The sequence below is a fragment of the Dysosmobacter sp. HCP28S3_G4 genome (assembly GCF_052065175.1).
Lineage (GTDB): Bacteria > Bacillota > Clostridia > Oscillospirales > Oscillospiraceae > Oscillibacter.
The window spans coordinates 15,343-32,329 of the sequence record NZ_JBQHUP010000019.1; the positions used below are offsets into that span (position 1 = coordinate 15,343).

Genomic DNA, 16,987 nt, shown 5'->3' on the forward strand with positions numbered 1-16,987 from the left:
TCACAACAGAATTACTGTTTTTCAGCAGACTCGTGCTCGCCCTTTTTCTTAGGAGGCGTGTGCTCTATCCAACTGAGCTATTGGGACGTATTTAATTTTTTTGTCAGCCTCCGTAATTATCGGACTCAGCTCCCAACTAAGGTTTTTCCAAGGTGAGCGTTGTAACGTAACCTTAGGAGGCGGATGCTCTATCCTGCTGAGCTACGGAGACGTATATGAAGTTTTAAGGCGGGGTCCTCCCCAAAAGGTGTCCGCTCCTCGTTCTCTTAGGAGGCGACCGCTCTATACGACTGAGCTACCGGGGCATTTTATGGGCTGCGGGCTTCAGCGGGTCTTATTTTACCCGTTTTTGTCCCGGCTGTCAACGCCGGAGCGGGAAAAAGCCGCCCGGCGGACAAAAGAAAAGACCGAGGGTGTCCGGATGTCTCCGGACGCCCTCGGGTTTTCAGAGAACTGACAGGCTGGCTCCGCCGGCTCACGCCCAGCGCAGGGCCCGGACGCGGATGACGCCGTTGAGGGACTTGACGTCCTCCAGGACTGTGGCGTCCACCTCAGAGTTCAGGTCCACGATGGTGTAGGCGTAGTCGCCCTTGGACTTGTTGCTCAGGTTTTCCACGTTGGCGCCGTCCTTGCTGAGCAGGGCCGTGATATTGGCCAGCATGGCGGGGATGTTCTTATGAATGATGCACAGCCGCACCACGCCGCTGGGCTCCTGGGACACGGCGGGGAAGTTCACGGAGTTGCGGATGTTGCCGTACTCCAGATAGTCGATCAGCTCGTTAGCGGCCATGACGGCGCAGTTCTGCTCGCTCTCCGGCGTGGAGGCGCCCAGATGGGGGAAGGCCACCACATGGCGGGCCTGCATGATCTTGTTGTTGGGGAAGTCCGTGACGTAGCAGGCCACCTTGCCGGTCTCCAGAGCGGCCATCATGGCGTCGTCGTCCACGATCTCGCCCCGGGCCAGGTTGATGAACCGGGCGCCCCGCTTCATGGCGGCGATGGCCTTGGCGTCGATCATGTGGCGGGTGGAATCCGTCAGATGGATGTGGACGGTGATATAGTCGGACTTCTTGTACAGCTCGTTGATGTCCTTCACCACGTGGACGTGACGGTCCAGACGGAGGGCGGAGTCCACGGACAGGTACGGGTCGTAGCCGTAGACGTCCATGCCCAGGGACAGGGCGATGTTGGCCACCAGCGCGCCGATGGCTCCCAGGCCGATGATGCCCAGGGTCTTCTGATAGATCTCCGGCCCGATGAAGGCGGCCTTGCCCTTTTCCACCACGGTGGTGACATCCACGCCGGCGTCCACCTGCTCCTTCACCCAGCGGGAGGAGCCCTCAATGTCGCGGGAGGCCAGCAGCATGGAGCAGATCACCAGCTCCTTGACGGCGTTGGCGTTGGCGCCGGGGGTGCTGAACACGGCGATGCCCGCCTGGGAGCAGCGGTCCAGGGGGATGTTGTTGACGCCGGAACCGGCCCGGGCGATGGCCAGCAGGTTCCGGGGGAAGGCATAGTCGTGGAGCTTGGCGGAGCGCACCAGAATGGCGTCCTCGTTCTCCTCGGCGTCGGAGACGATGTATCGCTCCCGGTCAAACTGGCTGATGCCCACAGGGGAGATCTTGTTCATTGTTTTGATGTGATACATGACAGTATCCTCCAGATGCTGACGACAGTACGTCAGAAATACTTGCGGCGGAACGTGCGGCGCTGGCGCCGCTTCCGCAGCAGCACTTCTTATTATAGGAAGGTGCTTCGCGGCAGTCAAGCGGCGGAAGGGAAAAAAGAGGGAAATTTTTTTGCTTCTTTGTACAAAAAGGTACTCCGCGGGAAAAACCGCCGGGGCAATTCGCAGAAAAGTGTTATTTTTTGAAAAAAGCCGGTTGTTTTCTCTTGAAAACGGCAAAATGGTGGCATATAATATTTGGCTGTGTGTAAAAAGTCTTGCGGAGCGGCGCTGTCTGCCCCGTATCGTAAGGAGATCGATTTATGCAGAATGAAAAACTGAGAAATGTGGCCATCATCGCCCACGTCGACCACGGCAAGACCACCTTGGTGGACCAGATGCTGAAGCAGGGCGGCGTGTACCGCGCCGGTCAGGAAGTGGTGGACCGTGTCATGGACTCCGGCGATCTGGAGCGTGAGCGGGGCATCACCATCATGGCCAAGAACACCGCCATCCGCTACAAGGACGTGAAGATCAACATCGTGGACACCCCGGGCCACGCCGACTTCGGCGGCGAGGTGGAGCGCATCCTGAAGATGGTCAACGGCGTTATCCTGCTGGTGGACGCCGCCGAGGGCCCCATGCCCCAGACCCGCTTCGTGCTGAGCAAGGCCCTGGAGCTGGGCCACCGGGTCATCGTGGTGGTGAACAAGATCGACCGCCCCGACCAGCGCATCCACGAGGTCATCGACGAGGTGCTGGAGCTGCTGATGGACCTGGACGCCACCCCCGAGCAGCTGGACTCCCCCATGCTGTTCTGCTCCGCCCGGCAGGGCATCTGCTCCTACTCTCCCGACGTGCAGGGTACGGACCTGAAGCCCCTGTTCGAGACCATCCTGGAGTATATCCCCGCGCCCCAGGCGGAGGTGGACCAGCCCTTCCAGATGCTGGTCAGCTCCATCGACTACAACGACTTCGTGGGCCGCATCGCCATCGGCCGCATCGAGCGGGGCACCCTGAAGCAGAATCAGGAAGTGGCCATGTGCAACTACCACGCCCCGGAGGCCGTCCTCCGGAAGGCCAAGGCTACGGCCATCTATGAGTTCGAGGGCCTGGAGCGCACCGCCGTCACCGAGTCCACCGCCGGCAACATCATCGCCATGAGCGGTCTGCCCGACGTCACCATCGGCGACACCATCTGCGCCTCCGACTGCGTGGAGGCCCTGCCCTTCGTGCAGATCTCCCGCCCCACCCTGGAGATGACCTTCTCCGTCAACGACTCCCCCTATGCCGGACGGGAGGGCAAGTACGTCACCTCCCGCCAGATCCGGGACCGGCTGTACCGGGAGACCCTGAAGGACGTGTCCCTGAAGGTCAGCGACACCAATGTGGAGACCGCCTTCAACGTGGCAGGCCGGGGCGAGATGTCCCTGTCCATCCTCATCGAGACCATGCGCCGGGAGGGCTATGAGTTCCAGGTGTCTCCCCCCCGTGTGCTGTATCAGCAGATCGACGGCAAGCGCTGCGAGCCCATCGAGCGGCTGGTGGTGGACGTGCCCGCCGAGAGTGTGGGCTCCGTCATCGAGAAGCTGGGCCAGCGGAAGGCCGACATGGTGGAGATGACCCCCGTGGGCGACCGGATGAAGGTGGAGTTCCTGATCCCCGCCCGGGGCCTGTTCGGCTACCGCAACGACTTCCTCACCGACACCAAGGGCGAGGGCATCATGGCCTCCGTGTTCGACTCCTACGCCCCCTACAAGGGCGACATCCAGCGCCGGGGCATGGGCAGCCTCATCTGCTCCGAGACCGGCGAGTCCATCACCTACGGCCTGTTCAACGCCCAGGAGCGTGGCACCCTGTTCATCGGCGCCGGCGTGCCGGTGTATGAGGGCATGGTCATCGGCATCGCCAACCGGGGCGAGGACATCACCGTCAACGCCTGCAAGAAGAAGCAGCTGACCAACACCCGGGCCTCCGGCTCCGACGACGCCCTGCGTCTGGTGCCCCCCAAGCAGATGAGCCTGGAGCAGTGCCTGGAGTTCCTGGCGGACGACGAGTTGCTGGAGGTCACCCCCAAGAGCCTGCGCATCCGCAAGAGCATCCTGAACCACGAGCAGCGGATGAAGGCCATGCACGGCAAGAAGTAAATTCTCCCCCCCAAAAAAACACCACTCCCCGGACGGCACCGCCGTCCGGGGAGTTTCTGCGTATATGGAGCCGTGTCACACCTGAGGCGCGCCCAGCAGCCGGGCCAGGTTGTTCCAGAAGATGTCCCGGATCAGGGCCTCGCCGTAGCCCCGGCGGGCCATGGCCTCCGCCAGAAGGCCCATGTCCTCCGCCCCCCGGATGCCCCCCGCGCCGGTGATGCCGCCGTCCCAGTCGGAGCCGAGAGCCACCGTCTTCTCGCCGCCCAGATCCAGGAAGTGGTCGAAGTGGGCCAGCAGGCTGTCCATGGAGCCGCCGCCCACGAAGACGGTGTACAGGTTGACGCCAACCACGCCGCCGCTGTCCCGGATGGCCCGGAACTGGTCGTCCGTCAGATTGCGGGTGTGGGGACAGACGGCCCGGCTGTTGGAGTGGCTGGCAAAGAGGGGACCCTCCGCGATCCTGACCAGGTCCCAGAAGCCCGGGTCCGACAGGTGGGACACGTCCGGCAGGATGCCCAGGGCATACGCCCGGCGGGCGAAGGCCCGGCCCACGTCGGACAGTCCCCGCTCCGGCTGCTCCAGATGGCTGCCGGAGAGGGCGTTGGCGTGGTTCCAGGTGAGGTTGACGCTGCGGACGCCCCAGGCGGCGGCAATCTCCAGCCGGTCCGGGTCGCAGTCCAGCAGCTCTGCCCCCTCCACGGACAATGCCGCGTGGGTCATCAGCTCCGGGTATTTCTCCCGGGACGCCCGGAACAGGGCCTGCTGGCGGCAGGCCCTGCGGAACAGGCCCTCCGGCGGCATGTGGGCGGCGTCGTGGTAGATGGCGAAGAGCTGTCCGGCGGGGCGGTAGGCGGACAGCCGGGTCAGGTCGCACTGTCCCGTTGTCCGCAGCAGGCGCTCGCCGGTGTTCAGGCAGCGGCTAAGGGTGTCGCAGTGGGCGTCAAAGTAGGGGAGAGGGAAAAGAGTCATGGCGGAGTCCTCCTGTTGATGATGTTCGTTGCACTGTTCCAGTATAGCATCAAACCGCCGTGTCTGCACCGGCAAAACAAAAGACCCGCCGGAAACGCGGCGCGCTTCCGGCGGGCGGATATCGGGACAGGGGAGAGGCGTCACAGCCCCTCGGACTCCGGCTCCGCCGTGGGGGTGTGGTGGATGGGCTTCCACTCCGGCTTGCGGAACAGGGCCGTCACGGCGATGGGCAGATAGGTCAGCATGAACACCGGGAACAGGGGCAGATAGCACACCTTCTTCCACCGGCTGGCGGGGATGCGCCGCCACTCCGTCAGCACCGTGGTCAGACCGCACAGGAACATGAGGGCGTAGTAGCCCGCGGCCACATATTTGGCGATATCCAGCAGCAGGGAGGCCGTCAGTCCGGCGGCGGGGTGGAGGAGACAGTGCATGGCCAGCAGTCCGCCCAGCAGGAAGACGGCGGCGGCCCCCAGCAGGCCGGGGATCAGGTTGAACAGCATGTCGCAGCAGGAGATGCCGTGGACGCCGCCCCGCAGGCTCTCCCGCAGCAGGGCCGGCGCGTATTTGGCGTCCACCTGATAGAAGCCCCGGGACCACCGCAGCCGCTGGTCCCAGGACTGGCGGAAGGCGGTGGGCTGCTCGTCGAACACCACCGCCCGGTCGCAGTAGCCGATGGCCCTGTCCCGGACGGCGCAGTCGGCGGAGAACTCGATGTCCTCCGTCAGCAGATGGAAGGGCCAGCCCCCGTTCTCCCGAATCAGCCGGTCGGACACGAAGAACCCGGTGCCGCCCACGGCGCAGTTCAGCCCCAGCAGGCTCCGGGGGAAGTTCAGAAACCGGGACTGGCGCAGGAACCAGATGGAGTAGCCCGCGGAGATCCAGTTGTCCCCGAAGTTCTTGGAGCTGCGGTAGCAGGTGATGGCGTCGTAGCCCCCACGGCAGAAGGTCTTGTTCATCTCCGCCGTGAAGTTCTCGTCCACCACGTTGTCGGCGTCGAAGATGAAGTAGCCCGCGTAGTGCCGGCTGGCGTGGAGGGTCAGGAGCTTCTGGAACAGGAAGTCCAGGGCGTAGCCCTTGCCCACCTCCCGGGCGTTCCGGCGGACGTAGACCGTGGCTCCCGCCCGCTCCGCCACTTCGGCAGTGCGGTCGGTGCAGTTGTCGGCCACCACGTAGATGTCCAGTTTGTCCGCCGGATACCGCTGGGTCCGCAGGCTCTTGATGAGTCCGCCGATGACGCCCTCCTCGTTCCGGGCGGAGATGACGGCGGCGTAGCGGTGTTCCTCCGGCGCCTCCGGCTCGGCGAATATGTACTTGTTGGCAAGGCCCACCAGCATATACAGCAGCGTGGCCACGCCGAAGGCCAGCAGCACCAGCAGAAACACCATGTTCCAGATGTGCAGTCCAAAGATCATGTTCACGGACCCTCTTGTCCTCAGAATTTTTGTGGTTGATTCAGCAGACATTATTATAAAACTCCACACCTGTTTTGCAAGTCGGATTTGGACAAATGCGCCAAAGTGTCAAAATAAATTCAGACAAAATTCACAAATATGGGACACTGTGCGCGGTTTCGGCCGTTTTTGATGGATGGCGGGAGCGTTTCCATAAAATATCCGGAGACATCTTTCCCGTTTCTGTGGAAATCCGGGGCGGAACATGATAGAATAACCCCAATCAAGTTCGCCGCTCCGGCGGCGCTGAATATACGGAGGAATCGCCCCTATGACCATCAAGATCACCACTGACAGTACCTGCGATCTGCCCGCCGCCCTTCTGGAGCAGCGGAACATCACGGTGGCGCCCCTGGGCGTCGCCAAGGGCGGGAAGCTCTATCACGACGGCGTGGACATCAGCATCTGGGACATTGCCGCTCATGTGGACGGCGGCGGTGAGATCACCACCACCTCGGCGGTGAACATCGCGGACTACGAGACGCTGTTCGCGCCCCTGTCGGAGCGGTACGACGCCGTCATCCATATCAATCTCGGCTCCGGCTTCTCCAGCTGCCATCAGAACGCCCGGGCAGCGGCCCAGGAGTTCGGCAACGTGTACGTGGTGGACTCCGGGAACCTCTCCAGCGGCCACGGCCTGGTGGTGCTGGCGGCGTCGGACGCGGCGGCCGCCGGAAAGTCCCCAGCGGAGATCCTGACGCTTCTGGAGAAGCTGATCCCCCGGGTGGAGGCCAGCTTCGTCATGGACCGGCTGGAGTACATGAAGAAGGGCGGGCGTTGCTCCGCGGTGCTGGCCCTGGGGGCCAATCTGCTGCGGCTCCACCCCGGCATCCAGGTCATCGACGGAAAGATGTCCGTGGTGAAGAAGTACCGGGGAACCATGGAGAAGGCCATCGCCGACTACATCCATGACCGGCTGGATGGCCGGACGGACATCGACACCAGCCGGGCGGTGCTGGTGGACTGCTGCCGCGCGCCGGGACTGGTGGAGACCGCCAGAGACCTTCTCCGGGCGGACGGCCGGTTCGGAGAGATCATCGAGGCCAAGGCGGGCTGCACCATCTTCTCCCACTGCGGCCCGGACACCCTGGGCATCATGTTCCTCCGCCGCTGAGCGGCGGCCCCGCACAGGCCATTTGATCGGGTCTGCCCCCCAAACAGAACGCCCCCTGACACGGCGGATGCCGCGTCAGGGGGATTTTTGCGCTGAAAATGGCCTTATCCGGCGAAGACCTGCTCCTTCATCCGGGAGGAGATATAGGCGGGCACCTGGTCCACAGGGATGTCCAGCGCCACGGCCAGCTCGCCGAACAGCAGACGCTCCGCCTGCCGGCCGTACTTCTCGTCCACCATGCCAAGGCGGCGGTTCTGCTTTTCCGCCTGACGGCGCTTCTGATAGACCGACATGGTCAGCTCCAACAGGTCCCGGCCGTTGCCGGACTGGAGGAGGGTCTGATACCGCTGGGAGAGAAGCTGCAGCGTCCGCTCCCGGAAGGCCTCCGGCTGGATGGTGGGGATCTGGGCGATGAGGGCCCGGGCGTCCTCCGCCGACATGACGGGGCGCATCATCCGCTCGCCGCTGTCCAACGGGGTGTAGATGACGCCGTCCTGATACAGGGGCTTCAGGAGATAGAACTGCTTTCCGCTCCGGTCCCGGGGGTCCGGATTGCCCAGTCCCTCCACCCGGCACACGCCAGCGGAACCATAAAAGACCAACTCACCTGCCTGATACATTCGCTGAGACCTCCTTTACAAAAACAAAGATTTCACCGTTTCCGGTAAAATTAGATACAGATACCATACAATTCTATTTTACACAGTTTTTTTGAAAAACGTAATTGGAAAAATACAAAAAAATAGAAAAATTTCATTGGGCAATTTGAACGGAAAAACGCATTCCACGTACTTTTTCCCGCAGATGCGCGGGATCGGGACAGGGGGGCGGCATGGATCGGTTTTACAAACACTTTACAGACTTATGGTGACGGATTTGACTTGCCGTCCCTTATACTGTGACCATACCGCACGAAGGTAAAACGATCAAAAAGCTGAAAAGGAGATCTTCCGAGATGAAGAAACGTATTTTGACTCTGCTGTCCCTGGCCATGACCGCCGCCGTTCTGACCGCCTGCGGCTCCAACGGCTCCGCCCCCGCCGCTTCCACCCCTGCCGCCTCCAACACCGGCAGCAGCCAGCCCGCCGCCGTGGAACTCAGCGGCACCGTGTCCACCAACGGCTCCACCTCCATGGAGAAGGTCATCGGCGCCATCAACGAGCAGTTCATGACCGACAACAAGGGCGTCACCGTTACTTACGACGCCACCGGCTCCGGCACCGGCATCGAGGCCGCCTCCAACGGCACCTGCGACATCGGCCTCAGCTCCCGCGCCCTAAAGGACGAGGAGAAGGCCAACGGCCTCACCGGCACCACCCTGGCCCTGGACGGCATCGCCGTCATCGTCAACGCCGGCTCCACTGTGGAGGACCTGACCGTTGACCAGATCTATGACATCTTCACCGGCGCCGCTTCCGACTGGAGCGCCGTGGGCGGCAATGCCGGCGAGATTGCCTGCATCGGACGTGAGGCCGGCTCCGGCACCCGGGACGGCTTCGAGAGCATCACCGGCACCAAGGACGCCTGCAAGCTGGCCCAGGAGCTGACCTCCACCGGCGCCGTCATCGAGGCCGTCAAGAACAACCCCAACGCCATCGGCTACGCCTCTCTGTCCTCCGTGGAGGGCCAGACGGGCATCAAGGCCGTCACGGTGGAAGGCGTGGCCTGCTCTGAGGCCACCGTCCTGGACGGCAGCTACGTGATCCAGCGCCCCTTCGTGCTGGTGACCAAGGACGGCGCCGCCCTGTCTGACGCGGCCCAGGCCTGGTTCGACTTCGCCACCTCCTCCGCCGCCAACGAACTGATCAAGGCCGCCGGCGCGGTGCCCGTGGCAAAGTAAGCCCCCTCTTTCTGCCCAGCCTCCGCCCGGTCTCACCGGCGGAGGCTGCGGCCGTGAACCGGTCTCCCACCGGAGACCCCCCGCGCCCGCCGGTACACGCCGTCGGAGCGTGGACAAGATGCTTTCCCGACTGGAGGTTCTGTCAAATGGAAAACACACTGCATATCCCCGGTCCGGCCCCCGCCGCCCGGAGCGGCCCGGCGGACGGCCGGACGCCCCGCACCAAGGGCGCCAGGGACGTCCTGGAGGGCCTCATGCACCTGGTGTTCCTGCTGTGCGGCATCGTGGCGGTGGGCTTCGTGCTGTGCATCAGCGTCTATCTCATCATCTCCGGCGTCCCGGCCATCCGGGAGATCGGCCTGACCGAGTTCCTGTTCGGAAAGGTCTGGGCGCCCACCAACTCTACCACCGGCGCCCGGTTCGGCATCCTGCCCTTCATCCTCACCAGCGTCTACGGCACCGCCGGGGCGGTGGTGATCGGCGTGCCGGTGGGCCTGATGACCGCCATCTTTCTGGCGAAGGTCGCCAATCCCCGGCTGGCGGCAGTGGTCCACACGGCGGTGGAGCTGCTGGCGGGCATCCCCTCCGTGGTCTACGGCCTGGTGGGCATGATCGTGCTGGTGCCCGGCATCCAGCGGCTGTTCGGCCTCAGCTCCGGCGCCTGCCTGCTGGCGGCCATCGTGGTGCTGGCCATCATGATCCTGCCCTCCATCATCAACGTCTCCGAGACGGCCCTGAAGGCCGTGCCCCGGGAGTACGAGGAGGCGTCCCTGGCCCTGGGGGCCACCCACATCGAGACCGTCTTCCGGGTGACGGTCCCCGCCGCCCGCAGCGGCATCGCCACCGCCATCGTCCTGGGCGTGGGCCGGGCCATCGGCGAGGCCATGGCCATCATCATGGTGGCGGGCAACGTGCCCAACATGCCGGGCCTGTTCACCTCCGTCCGCTTCCTGACCACGGCCATCGCCTCGGAGATGTCCTACGCCGCCGTGGGCAGCCTTCAGCGGCAGGCCCTGTTCTCCATCGGTCTGGTGCTGTTCCTGTTCATCATGCTGATCAACGTGCTGCTGAACGTGTTCATCAAGCACAAGAAGGAGGGCTGAGCCATGAAGACCCTGTCTCCCCGCCGCCGGGTCTATGACCGGACCCTGCGGGCGGCGCTGTATCTCTGCGCCGGCCTGACCTGCGCCCTGCTGGTGTTCCTCATCGGCTACATCTTCTACCGGGGCCTGGGCAACATCACCTGGGAGCTGCTGACCACCCAGACCAGCTATCTGCGCAATACAATCGGTATTCTGCCGAATATTTTAAACACGCTGTATATCATCGCCCTGGCCATGGTCATCGTGCTGCCCCTGGGCGTGGGGGCCGCCATCTACCTGACGGAGTACGCCTCCAACAAAAAGCTGGTGGCGGTCATCGAGTTCGCCACCGAGACCCTGACGGGCATCCCCTCCATCATCTTCGGCCTGGTGGGCATGCTGTTCTTCCTCCAGCTGTGCGGCTGGCAGGCGGGCATCAAGGCCGGCGGCCTGACCCTGGTGATCATGATCCTGCCCACCATCGTCCGTACCACCCAGGAGAGCCTGAAAACCGTGCCCCAGTCCTACCGGGAGGGCTCCCTGGCCCTGGGCAGCGGCAAGTGGCACATGGTCCGCACGGTGGTGCTGCCCAACGCGGTGGACGGCATCGTCACCGGCTGCATCCTGGCGGTGGGCCGCATCGTGGGCGAGTCGGCGGCGCTGCTGTTCACCGCCGGCTTCGGCCTGGTGCTGAACAGCTTCCGGGCGGCGCTGGAGTCCTCCTCCGCCACCCTGACGGTGGCGCTGTACGTCTACGCCAGCGAGCGGGGCGAGACCGGCGTGGCCTTTGCCATCGCGGCGATCCTGATGCTCCTGACGTTCCTCATCAACATGGCCGCCAATCTGGCGGGCCGGAAACTGAAAAAGTAAAGGAATGGATACCATGTCTGCCATCATTCAAGCCAGGGACCTGAACCTGTGGTACGGCGACCACCAGGCCCTGCATCACATCGACATCGACATCCCCGCCAACCAGATCACGGCCCTTATCGGCCCCTCCGGCTGCGGCAAGTCCACCTTCCTGAAGACCCTGAACCGGATGAACGATCTGGTGCCCGGCTGCCGCATCGACGGCCAGGTCCTCTACGCCGGCACCAACATCTACGCCCCCTCAGTGGACACCACCTGGCTGCGCAAGCAGGTGGGCATGGTGTTCCAGAAGGCCAATCCCTTCCCCATGAGCATCTACGACAACGTGGCCTACGGCCCCCGGACCCACGGCATCCGCTCCAGAGTGCTGCTGGACGAGATCGTGGAGCGGTCCCTCCGGGACGCGGCCATCTGGGACGAGGTGAAGGACCGGCTGAAGACCAGCGCCCTGGGCCTCTCCGGCGGCCAGCAGCAGCGTCTGTGCATCGCCAGGGCGCTGGCGGTGGAGCCGGACATCCTGCTGATGGACGAATCCACCAGCGCCCTGGACCCAATTTCAACTTCCAGGATCGAAGACCTTGCGGTGGAGCTGAAAAGCAAGTATACTGTCATCATGGTCACCCACAACATGCAGCAGGCCACCCGCGTCTCCGACAAGACGGCTTTCTTCCTGCTGGGGGAGCTGATCGAGTTCGGCGACACCGAGCAGATCTTCTCCAACCCCAGAGAGAAGAAGACCGAGGACTACATCACCGGACGGTTCGGATAAGGGAGGCTGAGGGCAATGCGTGACCGTTTCAACGAGCAGCTGGAGGAGCTGCACATCGAACTGATCCAGATGGGCGCCCTGTGCGAGGACGCCATCTCCGCGGCGGCGGAGGCCCTGCTGAAAAACGACCTGCCCCTGGCGGAGAAGGCCAGGGCGGCGGAGCGGGAGATCGACCAGAAGGAGCGGGACGTGGAGAGCCGCTGCCTGAAGCTGCTGCTCCAGCAGCAGCCGGTGGCGGGGGACCTGCGGACCATCTCCGCGGCGCTGAAGATGATCTCCGATCTGGAGCGCATCGGCGACCAGGCGGCGGACATCGCGGAGCTGGCGCCCTACGCCGTCACGGCGGACCCGTCGGAGATGCGGGGCATCGCCGACATGGCCCGGACGGCCTGCCGCATGGTGACGGACAGCGTGGACTCCTTCGTCAAGTCCGACCTGGAGCTGGCCCGGTCCGTCTGTGCCATGGACGACGAGCTGGACGCCCTGTTCGAGCGGGAGAAGCGAGAGATCATCGGTCTCATCGCCGCCGACCGGGCGCAGGGCGAGCTGGGTCTGGATCTGCTGATGATCGCCAAATACTTCGAGCGCATCGGCGACCACGCCACCAATGTGGCGGAGTGGGTGGAGTTTTCCATCACCGGAAGAAAGTGAGGTAAAGAGGGGACTTCGTCCCCCCTTTACGCTCCGTCGGGCGGTGCCAGACTCCGCTATTCCCCCTCACCAGTGACGCCGCGTCACTGGTGTCGCCGCCCCCGGCGGCTGGGGTCAATGTATTTTTCCGACGTACACGCCGCCGGAAAAATGATTCCGGCAGATTGCTCTGCCCTGTGGGCAGAGCAACCGGAAAAACCGTAGGTTTTTCCTGGCCCTTTTCCTTGGCGCCTTTCGCCTGCGGCGGAAGGCGCGGGAATCGGGGGAAACCGTAGGCTTCCCCCTGGCCCCCTTTCCCTGGTTTCGACCGGAGGGTGAAGCCAACGCCGGGGCTTTCCACCGCGCCTTTCCGCCTTTGGCGAAAAGTGCGCGGGCTGTTCCGCCTGCGGCGGAAGGCGCGGGGAGACGGTTTGGCGGGGCGGAAGACGCGCGTTGTGGGGACGGATTCACTTTTTGATTTTGCAAGGAGGATCGCCTTATGATCTATCTTCTGGAGGATGACGCCAGCATCCGGGATTTTGTCATTTACACCCTCAACAGCCAGGGCATGGAGGCCAGGGGGTTCGAGTTGCCCTCCGACTTCTGGCGGGCCATGGAGGAGCAGATGCCGTCCCTGGTGCTGATGGACATCATGCTTCCGGAGGAGGACGGTCTCTCCATTCTGAAAAAGCTGCGGGCCGCGCCCCGCACCGCCAAACTGCCCATCATCATGCTGACGGCCAAGAGTACCGAGTACGACAAGGTGCTGGGCCTGGATGGCGGCGCCGACGACTACGTGGCCAAGCCCTTCGGCATGATGGAGCTGCTGTCCCGCATCCGGGCGCTGCTGCGGCGGACGGAACCGGAGCCGGAGGAGGAAGTGCTGTCCCACGGCGGACTGCGGGTGGTGCCCGCCAAGCACACCGTCCAGGCGGAGGGCCGGAACGTGGTGCTGACCCAGAAGGAGTTCGAACTGCTGTGCCTGCTGCTGCGGAATCCCGGCACCGTGTTCTCCCGGGAGCAGCTCATCAGTCAGGTGTGGGGCTACGAGTTCACCGGCGAGACCCGGACGGTGGATGTCCACATCCGCACCCTGCGGCAGAAGCTGGGGAAGTGCGGCGAGTGCGTGGAGACCGTCCGGGGCTACGGCTATAAGATCGGCGAGTGAGAGAACTATGACAAAACGGATTTTTCGTTCCATTCTGACGGTGGCCCTGGCGGCGCTGCTGGCCTGCCTGGTCCTCATCACAGGCGTGCTCTACGGCTACTTTGAGGAGCGGGTGGAGCGGGAGCTTCAGAGCCAGACCGCGTACATCCTCCGGGGCGTGGAGGACGGGGGGCTGGACTATCTCTCCGGCCTGCCCCGGGACAACCGCATCACCTGGGTGGCGGCGGACGGCACCGTCCTCTATGACAACTGGGAGGACGCGGCCAAAATGGAGAACCATATCGGCCGGGAGGAGATCCGTGCGGCGCTGGACAGCGGCGCCGGACAGGCATCCCGGTACTCCAGCACCCTGGGGCAGAAGACTCTGTACTACGCCCAGCGGCTGGCGGACGGCACCGTCCTCCGGACGGCCAGCACCCAGTATTCCGTGTGGATGCTGGTGGTGCAGATCCTTCAGCCCCTGGCGGCGGTGGTGCTGGCGGCCTGCGTGCTGGCGGGCCTGATGGCGTCCCGGGCCGCCCGGCTCATCGTGGAGCCCATCAACGCCCTGGACCCGTCCGACCCCGGCAACAAGATCACCTATGACGAGCTGACGCCCCTGTTGGCCAGGATCCGCAGCCAGAACCGGCAGATCAGCCTCCAGATGGCCCAGCTCAGCCGCCGTCAGGAGGAGTTCTCCGCCATCACCGACAACATGGAGGAGGGCTTCCTGGTGCTGGACACCCGGACCCATGTCCTGTCCCACAACGCCGCCGCCTTGCGGCTGCTGGACGCCGAGGATATCACCGTGGAGCAGGAGACCAGCGCCTACGACCTGAACCGGGAGGCGGGCTTCCGCCGCTGCGTGGAGGAGTCCCTGGGGGGACGCCGCAGCGAGCAGGTGCTGGAGAAGGACGGCTGCTGCCGCCAGATCATCGCCAGCCCCGTCTTCCAGGACGGCCACCTCAGCGGCGCGGTGCTGGTGATCCTGGACACCACGGAGAAGGAGCAGCGGGAGAGCCTGCGGCGGGAGTTCACCGCCAACGTATCCCATGAGCTGAGGACACCGCTGACGTCCATCCTGGGCACGGCGGAAATTTTGCAGAACGGCCTGGTGCGGCCGGAGGACGTGTCCCACTTCGCCGGGAACATCCACCGGGAGGCGGGACGGCTCATCGACCTGGTGAACGACATCATCCGCCTCAGCCGTCTGGACGAGGGCGGCCCGGTGGCGGACTGGACCGACTGCGACCTGTACGAGATGGCGGGCTGCGTGCTGGAGCAGGTCCGGGCCGCGGCGGAGGGCCGGGACATTACTCTGGAGCGGAGAGGCGGGCCGTCCACGGTCCGGGCCGTTCCCCAGATCCTGGAGGAGATCCTCTACAACCTCTGCGACAACGCGGTGAAGTACAACCGGGACGGCGGCAGCGTCACCGTCACGGTGGAGGACCGGCCCCGGGAGGCCCGGGTGACGGTGACGGACACCGGCATCGGCATCCCGCCGGAGGCCCGGCAGCGGGTCTTCGAGCGGTTCTACCGCATGGACAAAAGCCACTCCGCCGGCGGCACGGGACTGGGACTTTCCATCGTGAAGCACGGCGCGGCCTATCTGGGGGCCTCCGTGGAGCTGAAGAGCGAGGTGGGCCGGGGCAGCACCTTCACCCTGTCCATCCCCAAGACCCCCCGGGAGCGGCGGGCATGATACAGAAAACAGACGCCGGACCATGAAAATGGTCCGGCGTTTCCGCAGTTGTATTGATATTCACACTGTTTTTCTTGGAAAAAGGTGATGCAATTTCGCAAAGGATGTGTTATAATTAAAAATCTATGAAAAATTGCTCAAAATATCATACAGAAATCCATACAGAAAGAGGTCAGGAACCTGATTTTATGCTGAACTATCGACCCATCCAACTGGAGGACGCGGAGCGGCTCCGCGGCTATTACGCGGACTGCAATTACGGCCTGTGCGAATACGCGGTGGGCACCAAGCTCATGTGGCGGGACTATCTGCACCCCGCCTGGGCGGAGGCGGCGGGCTGCCTCATCGTCCGCAACACCATCGACGGACAGGTGGTCTACGACTACCCGGTGCCCGGCCCGGAGGGGGACGAGGACGCCGCCCTGACGGCCATTGAAAACGACTGCATCGAGTCCGGCGTCCCGCCGGTGATCTCCGTGGTGCCCCAGGTGAAGGCGGGGACCCTGCTGGCCCGGTATCCCTATGTCCGGGTGGGCAACATCCGTACCTGGCAGGACTATGTGTACAACACCGCCGATCTCCAGAACTTCGCCGGCCGCCGGTACGCCGGCCAGCGGAACCACATCAAGAAGTTCCGGGCCGCCTGCCCCAACGCTCAATTCCGCCCGCTGACGGCGGAGGACGCCCCGGCGGTAGAGGCCTTCTGGCGGGACTACGGCGGGGAGTTCACCAAGGAGAACAATCCCAAGGCCGTCCAGGAGTTGCACATCGCCATGGAGATGCTGAAGCTGGCGGGGAATTCCTGGACCCGCTGCGGCGGCTTCTTCGACGGGGAGAAGCTGATCTCCCTGTCCATGGCGGAGAAGTGCGGCCGGACGCTGATCATCCACATCGAAAAGGCCCTGTACTCCTATCCCGGCGTCTATCCCGCCACGGTGCAGGCCTTTGCCCAGACCTTCGGCACGGACGTGGACTTCCTGAACCGGGAGGACGACGCCGCCGACCGGGGCCTGCGCACCAGCAAGCTCCAGTACGGCCCGGTGCTGCTGGCCCCCAAGTACCGCTTTGAGCCCCAGAACGAGCTGCTGTGCCACGTGTCCGCCATCCCTACCCTCACCACGGAGCGGCTGACCCTGTCCGCCCTGACGGAGGAAGACATCCCGGCCTACAACGCCCTGGTGCTGGACCAGGACCGGAACCGCTGGTGGGGCTACGACGACGTGGGGGGCCTGGGCGGCCCTGTGGAGGAACGGAGCTTCTTCGACGTGGCGAAGCGGGACTTTGAGAACCGGGCGGCGGTGAATTTCGCCGTCCGTCTGGACGGGAAGCTCATCGGCGAGGCGGTGCTGTACCGGTTCAACTACCGGGGCGACGCGGAGCTGGGCTGCCGCATCGACGCCGCCTACGCCGGTCACGGCTACGGCACCGAGGCCTTCGCGGCGGTGGCGGACTGGGCGCTGTACAAGGTCCACCTCATCCGGGTGGTGGCCAAGTGCTACCGGGAGAACGAGGCCTCCCGGAAAATGCTGGCCTCCTGCATGCGGCCCAACGGCCAGGACGATACCTTCTACTATTTTGAAAAGCGGGTCTGACGCGG

The 16,987-nt window shown here is 64.1% G+C and carries 15 protein-coding genes; 11 read left to right on the forward strand and 4 right to left on the reverse strand.

Annotated elements, in window-relative coordinates; translation table 11 throughout:
- Positions 1 to 475 precede the first annotated feature (475 nt).
- The gene (locus tag ACTNBU_RS06320) at positions 476 to 1,648 is read right to left on the reverse strand and encodes a phosphoglycerate dehydrogenase (RefSeq protein ID WP_441031861.1); all 1,173 of its coding nucleotides are present in this window, start codon (positions 1,646 to 1,648) and stop codon (positions 476 to 478) included.
- Between the two features lie 15 nt (positions 1,649 to 1,663).
- Here ACTNBU_RS06320 and ACTNBU_RS06325 point away from each other — a divergent pair, with 15 nt between their 5' ends.
- Positions 1,664 to 1,873, forward strand: a complete 210-nt coding sequence (locus tag ACTNBU_RS06325; RefSeq protein WP_441031863.1) for a hypothetical protein — start codon at positions 1,664 to 1,666, stop codon at positions 1,871 to 1,873.
- A 116-nt stretch (positions 1,874 to 1,989) separates the two neighbouring features.
- Positions 1,990 to 3,813, forward strand: a complete 1,824-nt coding sequence (gene typA / locus ACTNBU_RS06330) for a translational GTPase TypA (RefSeq protein ID WP_441031865.1) — start codon at positions 1,990 to 1,992, stop codon at positions 3,811 to 3,813.
- Positions 3,814 to 3,888: 75 nt separating this feature from the next.
- Here typA and ACTNBU_RS06335 read toward each other — a convergent pair whose 3' ends face one another.
- Together ACTNBU_RS06335 and ACTNBU_RS06340 are read right to left on the reverse strand one after the other, a co-directional pair.
- Positions 3,889 to 4,782: a dipeptidase gene (locus ACTNBU_RS06335; RefSeq protein ID WP_441031867.1), complete on the reverse strand. Its 894-nt coding sequence runs from the start codon at positions 4,780 to 4,782 to the stop codon at positions 3,889 to 3,891.
- Positions 4,783 to 4,922: 140 nt separating this feature from the next.
- On the reverse strand, positions 4,923 to 6,197 hold the full coding sequence (locus ACTNBU_RS06340) for a glycosyltransferase family 2 protein (RefSeq protein WP_441031869.1): 1,275 nt from the start codon (positions 6,195 to 6,197) through the stop codon (positions 4,923 to 4,925).
- A 310-nt stretch (positions 6,198 to 6,507) separates the two neighbouring features.
- Between ACTNBU_RS06340 and ACTNBU_RS06345 the strand changes: the two genes are divergently transcribed.
- Entirely contained in the window at positions 6,508 to 7,350 is an 843-nt protein-coding gene (locus ACTNBU_RS06345) for a DegV family protein (protein WP_441031871.1), read from the forward strand.
- 104 nt (positions 7,351 to 7,454) lie between these two features.
- Here ACTNBU_RS06345 and ACTNBU_RS06350 read toward each other — a convergent pair whose 3' ends face one another.
- Complete coding sequence (locus ACTNBU_RS06350; RefSeq protein WP_441031872.1) at positions 7,455 to 7,970, reverse strand: CarD family transcriptional regulator; 516 nt, start codon at positions 7,968 to 7,970, stop codon at positions 7,455 to 7,457.
- 335 nt (positions 7,971 to 8,305) lie between these two features.
- On the opposite strand from ACTNBU_RS06350, the gene ACTNBU_RS06355 reads away from it, so the two are divergent.
- The 8 genes from ACTNBU_RS06355 to ACTNBU_RS06390 all read left to right on the forward strand — a co-directional run bounded on the left by ACTNBU_RS06355 (position 8,306) and on the right by ACTNBU_RS06390 (position 16,982).
- Positions 8,306 to 9,190, forward strand: a complete 885-nt coding sequence (locus tag ACTNBU_RS06355; protein ID WP_441031874.1) for a phosphate ABC transporter substrate-binding protein — start codon at positions 8,306 to 8,308, stop codon at positions 9,188 to 9,190.
- Between the two features lie 254 nt (positions 9,191 to 9,444).
- Positions 9,445 to 10,293 (forward strand): phosphate ABC transporter permease subunit PstC, encoded by an 849-nt coding sequence (gene pstC, locus ACTNBU_RS06360; RefSeq protein ID WP_441031904.1) that lies wholly within the window; start codon positions 9,445 to 9,447, stop codon positions 10,291 to 10,293.
- A gap of 3 nt (positions 10,294 to 10,296) precedes the next feature.
- Positions 10,297 to 11,142, forward strand: coding sequence for a phosphate ABC transporter permease PstA (gene pstA / locus ACTNBU_RS06365; RefSeq protein WP_441031876.1), 846 nt, complete (start codon positions 10,297 to 10,299; stop codon positions 11,140 to 11,142).
- Positions 11,143 to 11,155: 13 nt separating this feature from the next.
- Complete coding sequence (gene pstB, locus ACTNBU_RS06370; RefSeq protein ID WP_441031906.1) at positions 11,156 to 11,911, forward strand: phosphate ABC transporter ATP-binding protein PstB; 756 nt, start codon at positions 11,156 to 11,158, stop codon at positions 11,909 to 11,911.
- Between the two features lie 15 nt (positions 11,912 to 11,926).
- Positions 11,927 to 12,562, forward strand: a complete 636-nt coding sequence (gene phoU / locus ACTNBU_RS06375) for a phosphate signaling complex protein PhoU (RefSeq protein ID WP_441031878.1) — start codon at positions 11,927 to 11,929, stop codon at positions 12,560 to 12,562.
- Between the two features lie 478 nt (positions 12,563 to 13,040).
- Complete coding sequence (locus ACTNBU_RS06380) at positions 13,041 to 13,709, forward strand: response regulator transcription factor (protein ID WP_441031880.1); 669 nt, start codon at positions 13,041 to 13,043, stop codon at positions 13,707 to 13,709.
- A 7-nt stretch (positions 13,710 to 13,716) separates the two neighbouring features.
- Positions 13,717 to 15,390, forward strand: coding sequence for an ATP-binding protein (locus ACTNBU_RS06385; protein WP_441031881.1), 1,674 nt, complete (start codon positions 13,717 to 13,719; stop codon positions 15,388 to 15,390).
- 188 nt (positions 15,391 to 15,578) lie between these two features.
- The gene (locus ACTNBU_RS06390; RefSeq protein WP_441031883.1) at positions 15,579 to 16,982 is read left to right on the forward strand and encodes a GNAT family N-acetyltransferase; all 1,404 of its coding nucleotides are present in this window, start codon (positions 15,579 to 15,581) and stop codon (positions 16,980 to 16,982) included.
- Positions 16,983 to 16,987 lie beyond the last annotated feature (5 nt).

Coding starts and splice junctions, on each gene's coding strand:
- ACTNBU_RS06320 (WP_441031861.1), bottom strand. CDS start 1,648: ATGTATCACATCAAAACAATGAACAAGATCTCCCCTGTGGGCATCAGC.
- ACTNBU_RS06325 (WP_441031863.1), top strand. CDS start 1,664: ATGCTGACGACAGTACGTCAGAAATACTTGCGGCGGAACGTGCGGCGC.
- typA (WP_441031865.1), top strand. CDS start 1,990: ATGCAGAATGAAAAACTGAGAAATGTGGCCATCATCGCCCACGTCGAC.
- ACTNBU_RS06335 (WP_441031867.1), bottom strand. CDS start 4,782: ATGACTCTTTTCCCTCTCCCCTACTTTGACGCCCACTGCGACACCCTT.
- ACTNBU_RS06340 (WP_441031869.1), bottom strand. CDS start 6,197: ATGATCTTTGGACTGCACATCTGGAACATGGTGTTTCTGCTGGTGCTG.
- ACTNBU_RS06345 (WP_441031871.1), top strand. CDS start 6,508: ATGACCATCAAGATCACCACTGACAGTACCTGCGATCTGCCCGCCGCC.
- ACTNBU_RS06350 (WP_441031872.1), bottom strand. CDS start 7,970: ATGTATCAGGCAGGTGAGTTGGTCTTTTATGGTTCCGCTGGCGTGTGC.
- ACTNBU_RS06355 (WP_441031874.1), top strand. CDS start 8,306: ATGAAGAAACGTATTTTGACTCTGCTGTCCCTGGCCATGACCGCCGCC.
- pstC (WP_441031904.1), top strand. CDS start 9,445: ATGCACCTGGTGTTCCTGCTGTGCGGCATCGTGGCGGTGGGCTTCGTG.
- pstA (WP_441031876.1), top strand. CDS start 10,297: ATGAAGACCCTGTCTCCCCGCCGCCGGGTCTATGACCGGACCCTGCGG.
- pstB (WP_441031906.1), top strand. CDS start 11,156: ATGTCTGCCATCATTCAAGCCAGGGACCTGAACCTGTGGTACGGCGAC.
- phoU (WP_441031878.1), top strand. CDS start 11,927: ATGCGTGACCGTTTCAACGAGCAGCTGGAGGAGCTGCACATCGAACTG.
- ACTNBU_RS06380 (WP_441031880.1), top strand. CDS start 13,041: ATGATCTATCTTCTGGAGGATGACGCCAGCATCCGGGATTTTGTCATT.
- ACTNBU_RS06385 (WP_441031881.1), top strand. CDS start 13,717: ATGACAAAACGGATTTTTCGTTCCATTCTGACGGTGGCCCTGGCGGCG.
- ACTNBU_RS06390 (WP_441031883.1), top strand. CDS start 15,579: ATGCTGAACTATCGACCCATCCAACTGGAGGACGCGGAGCGGCTCCGC.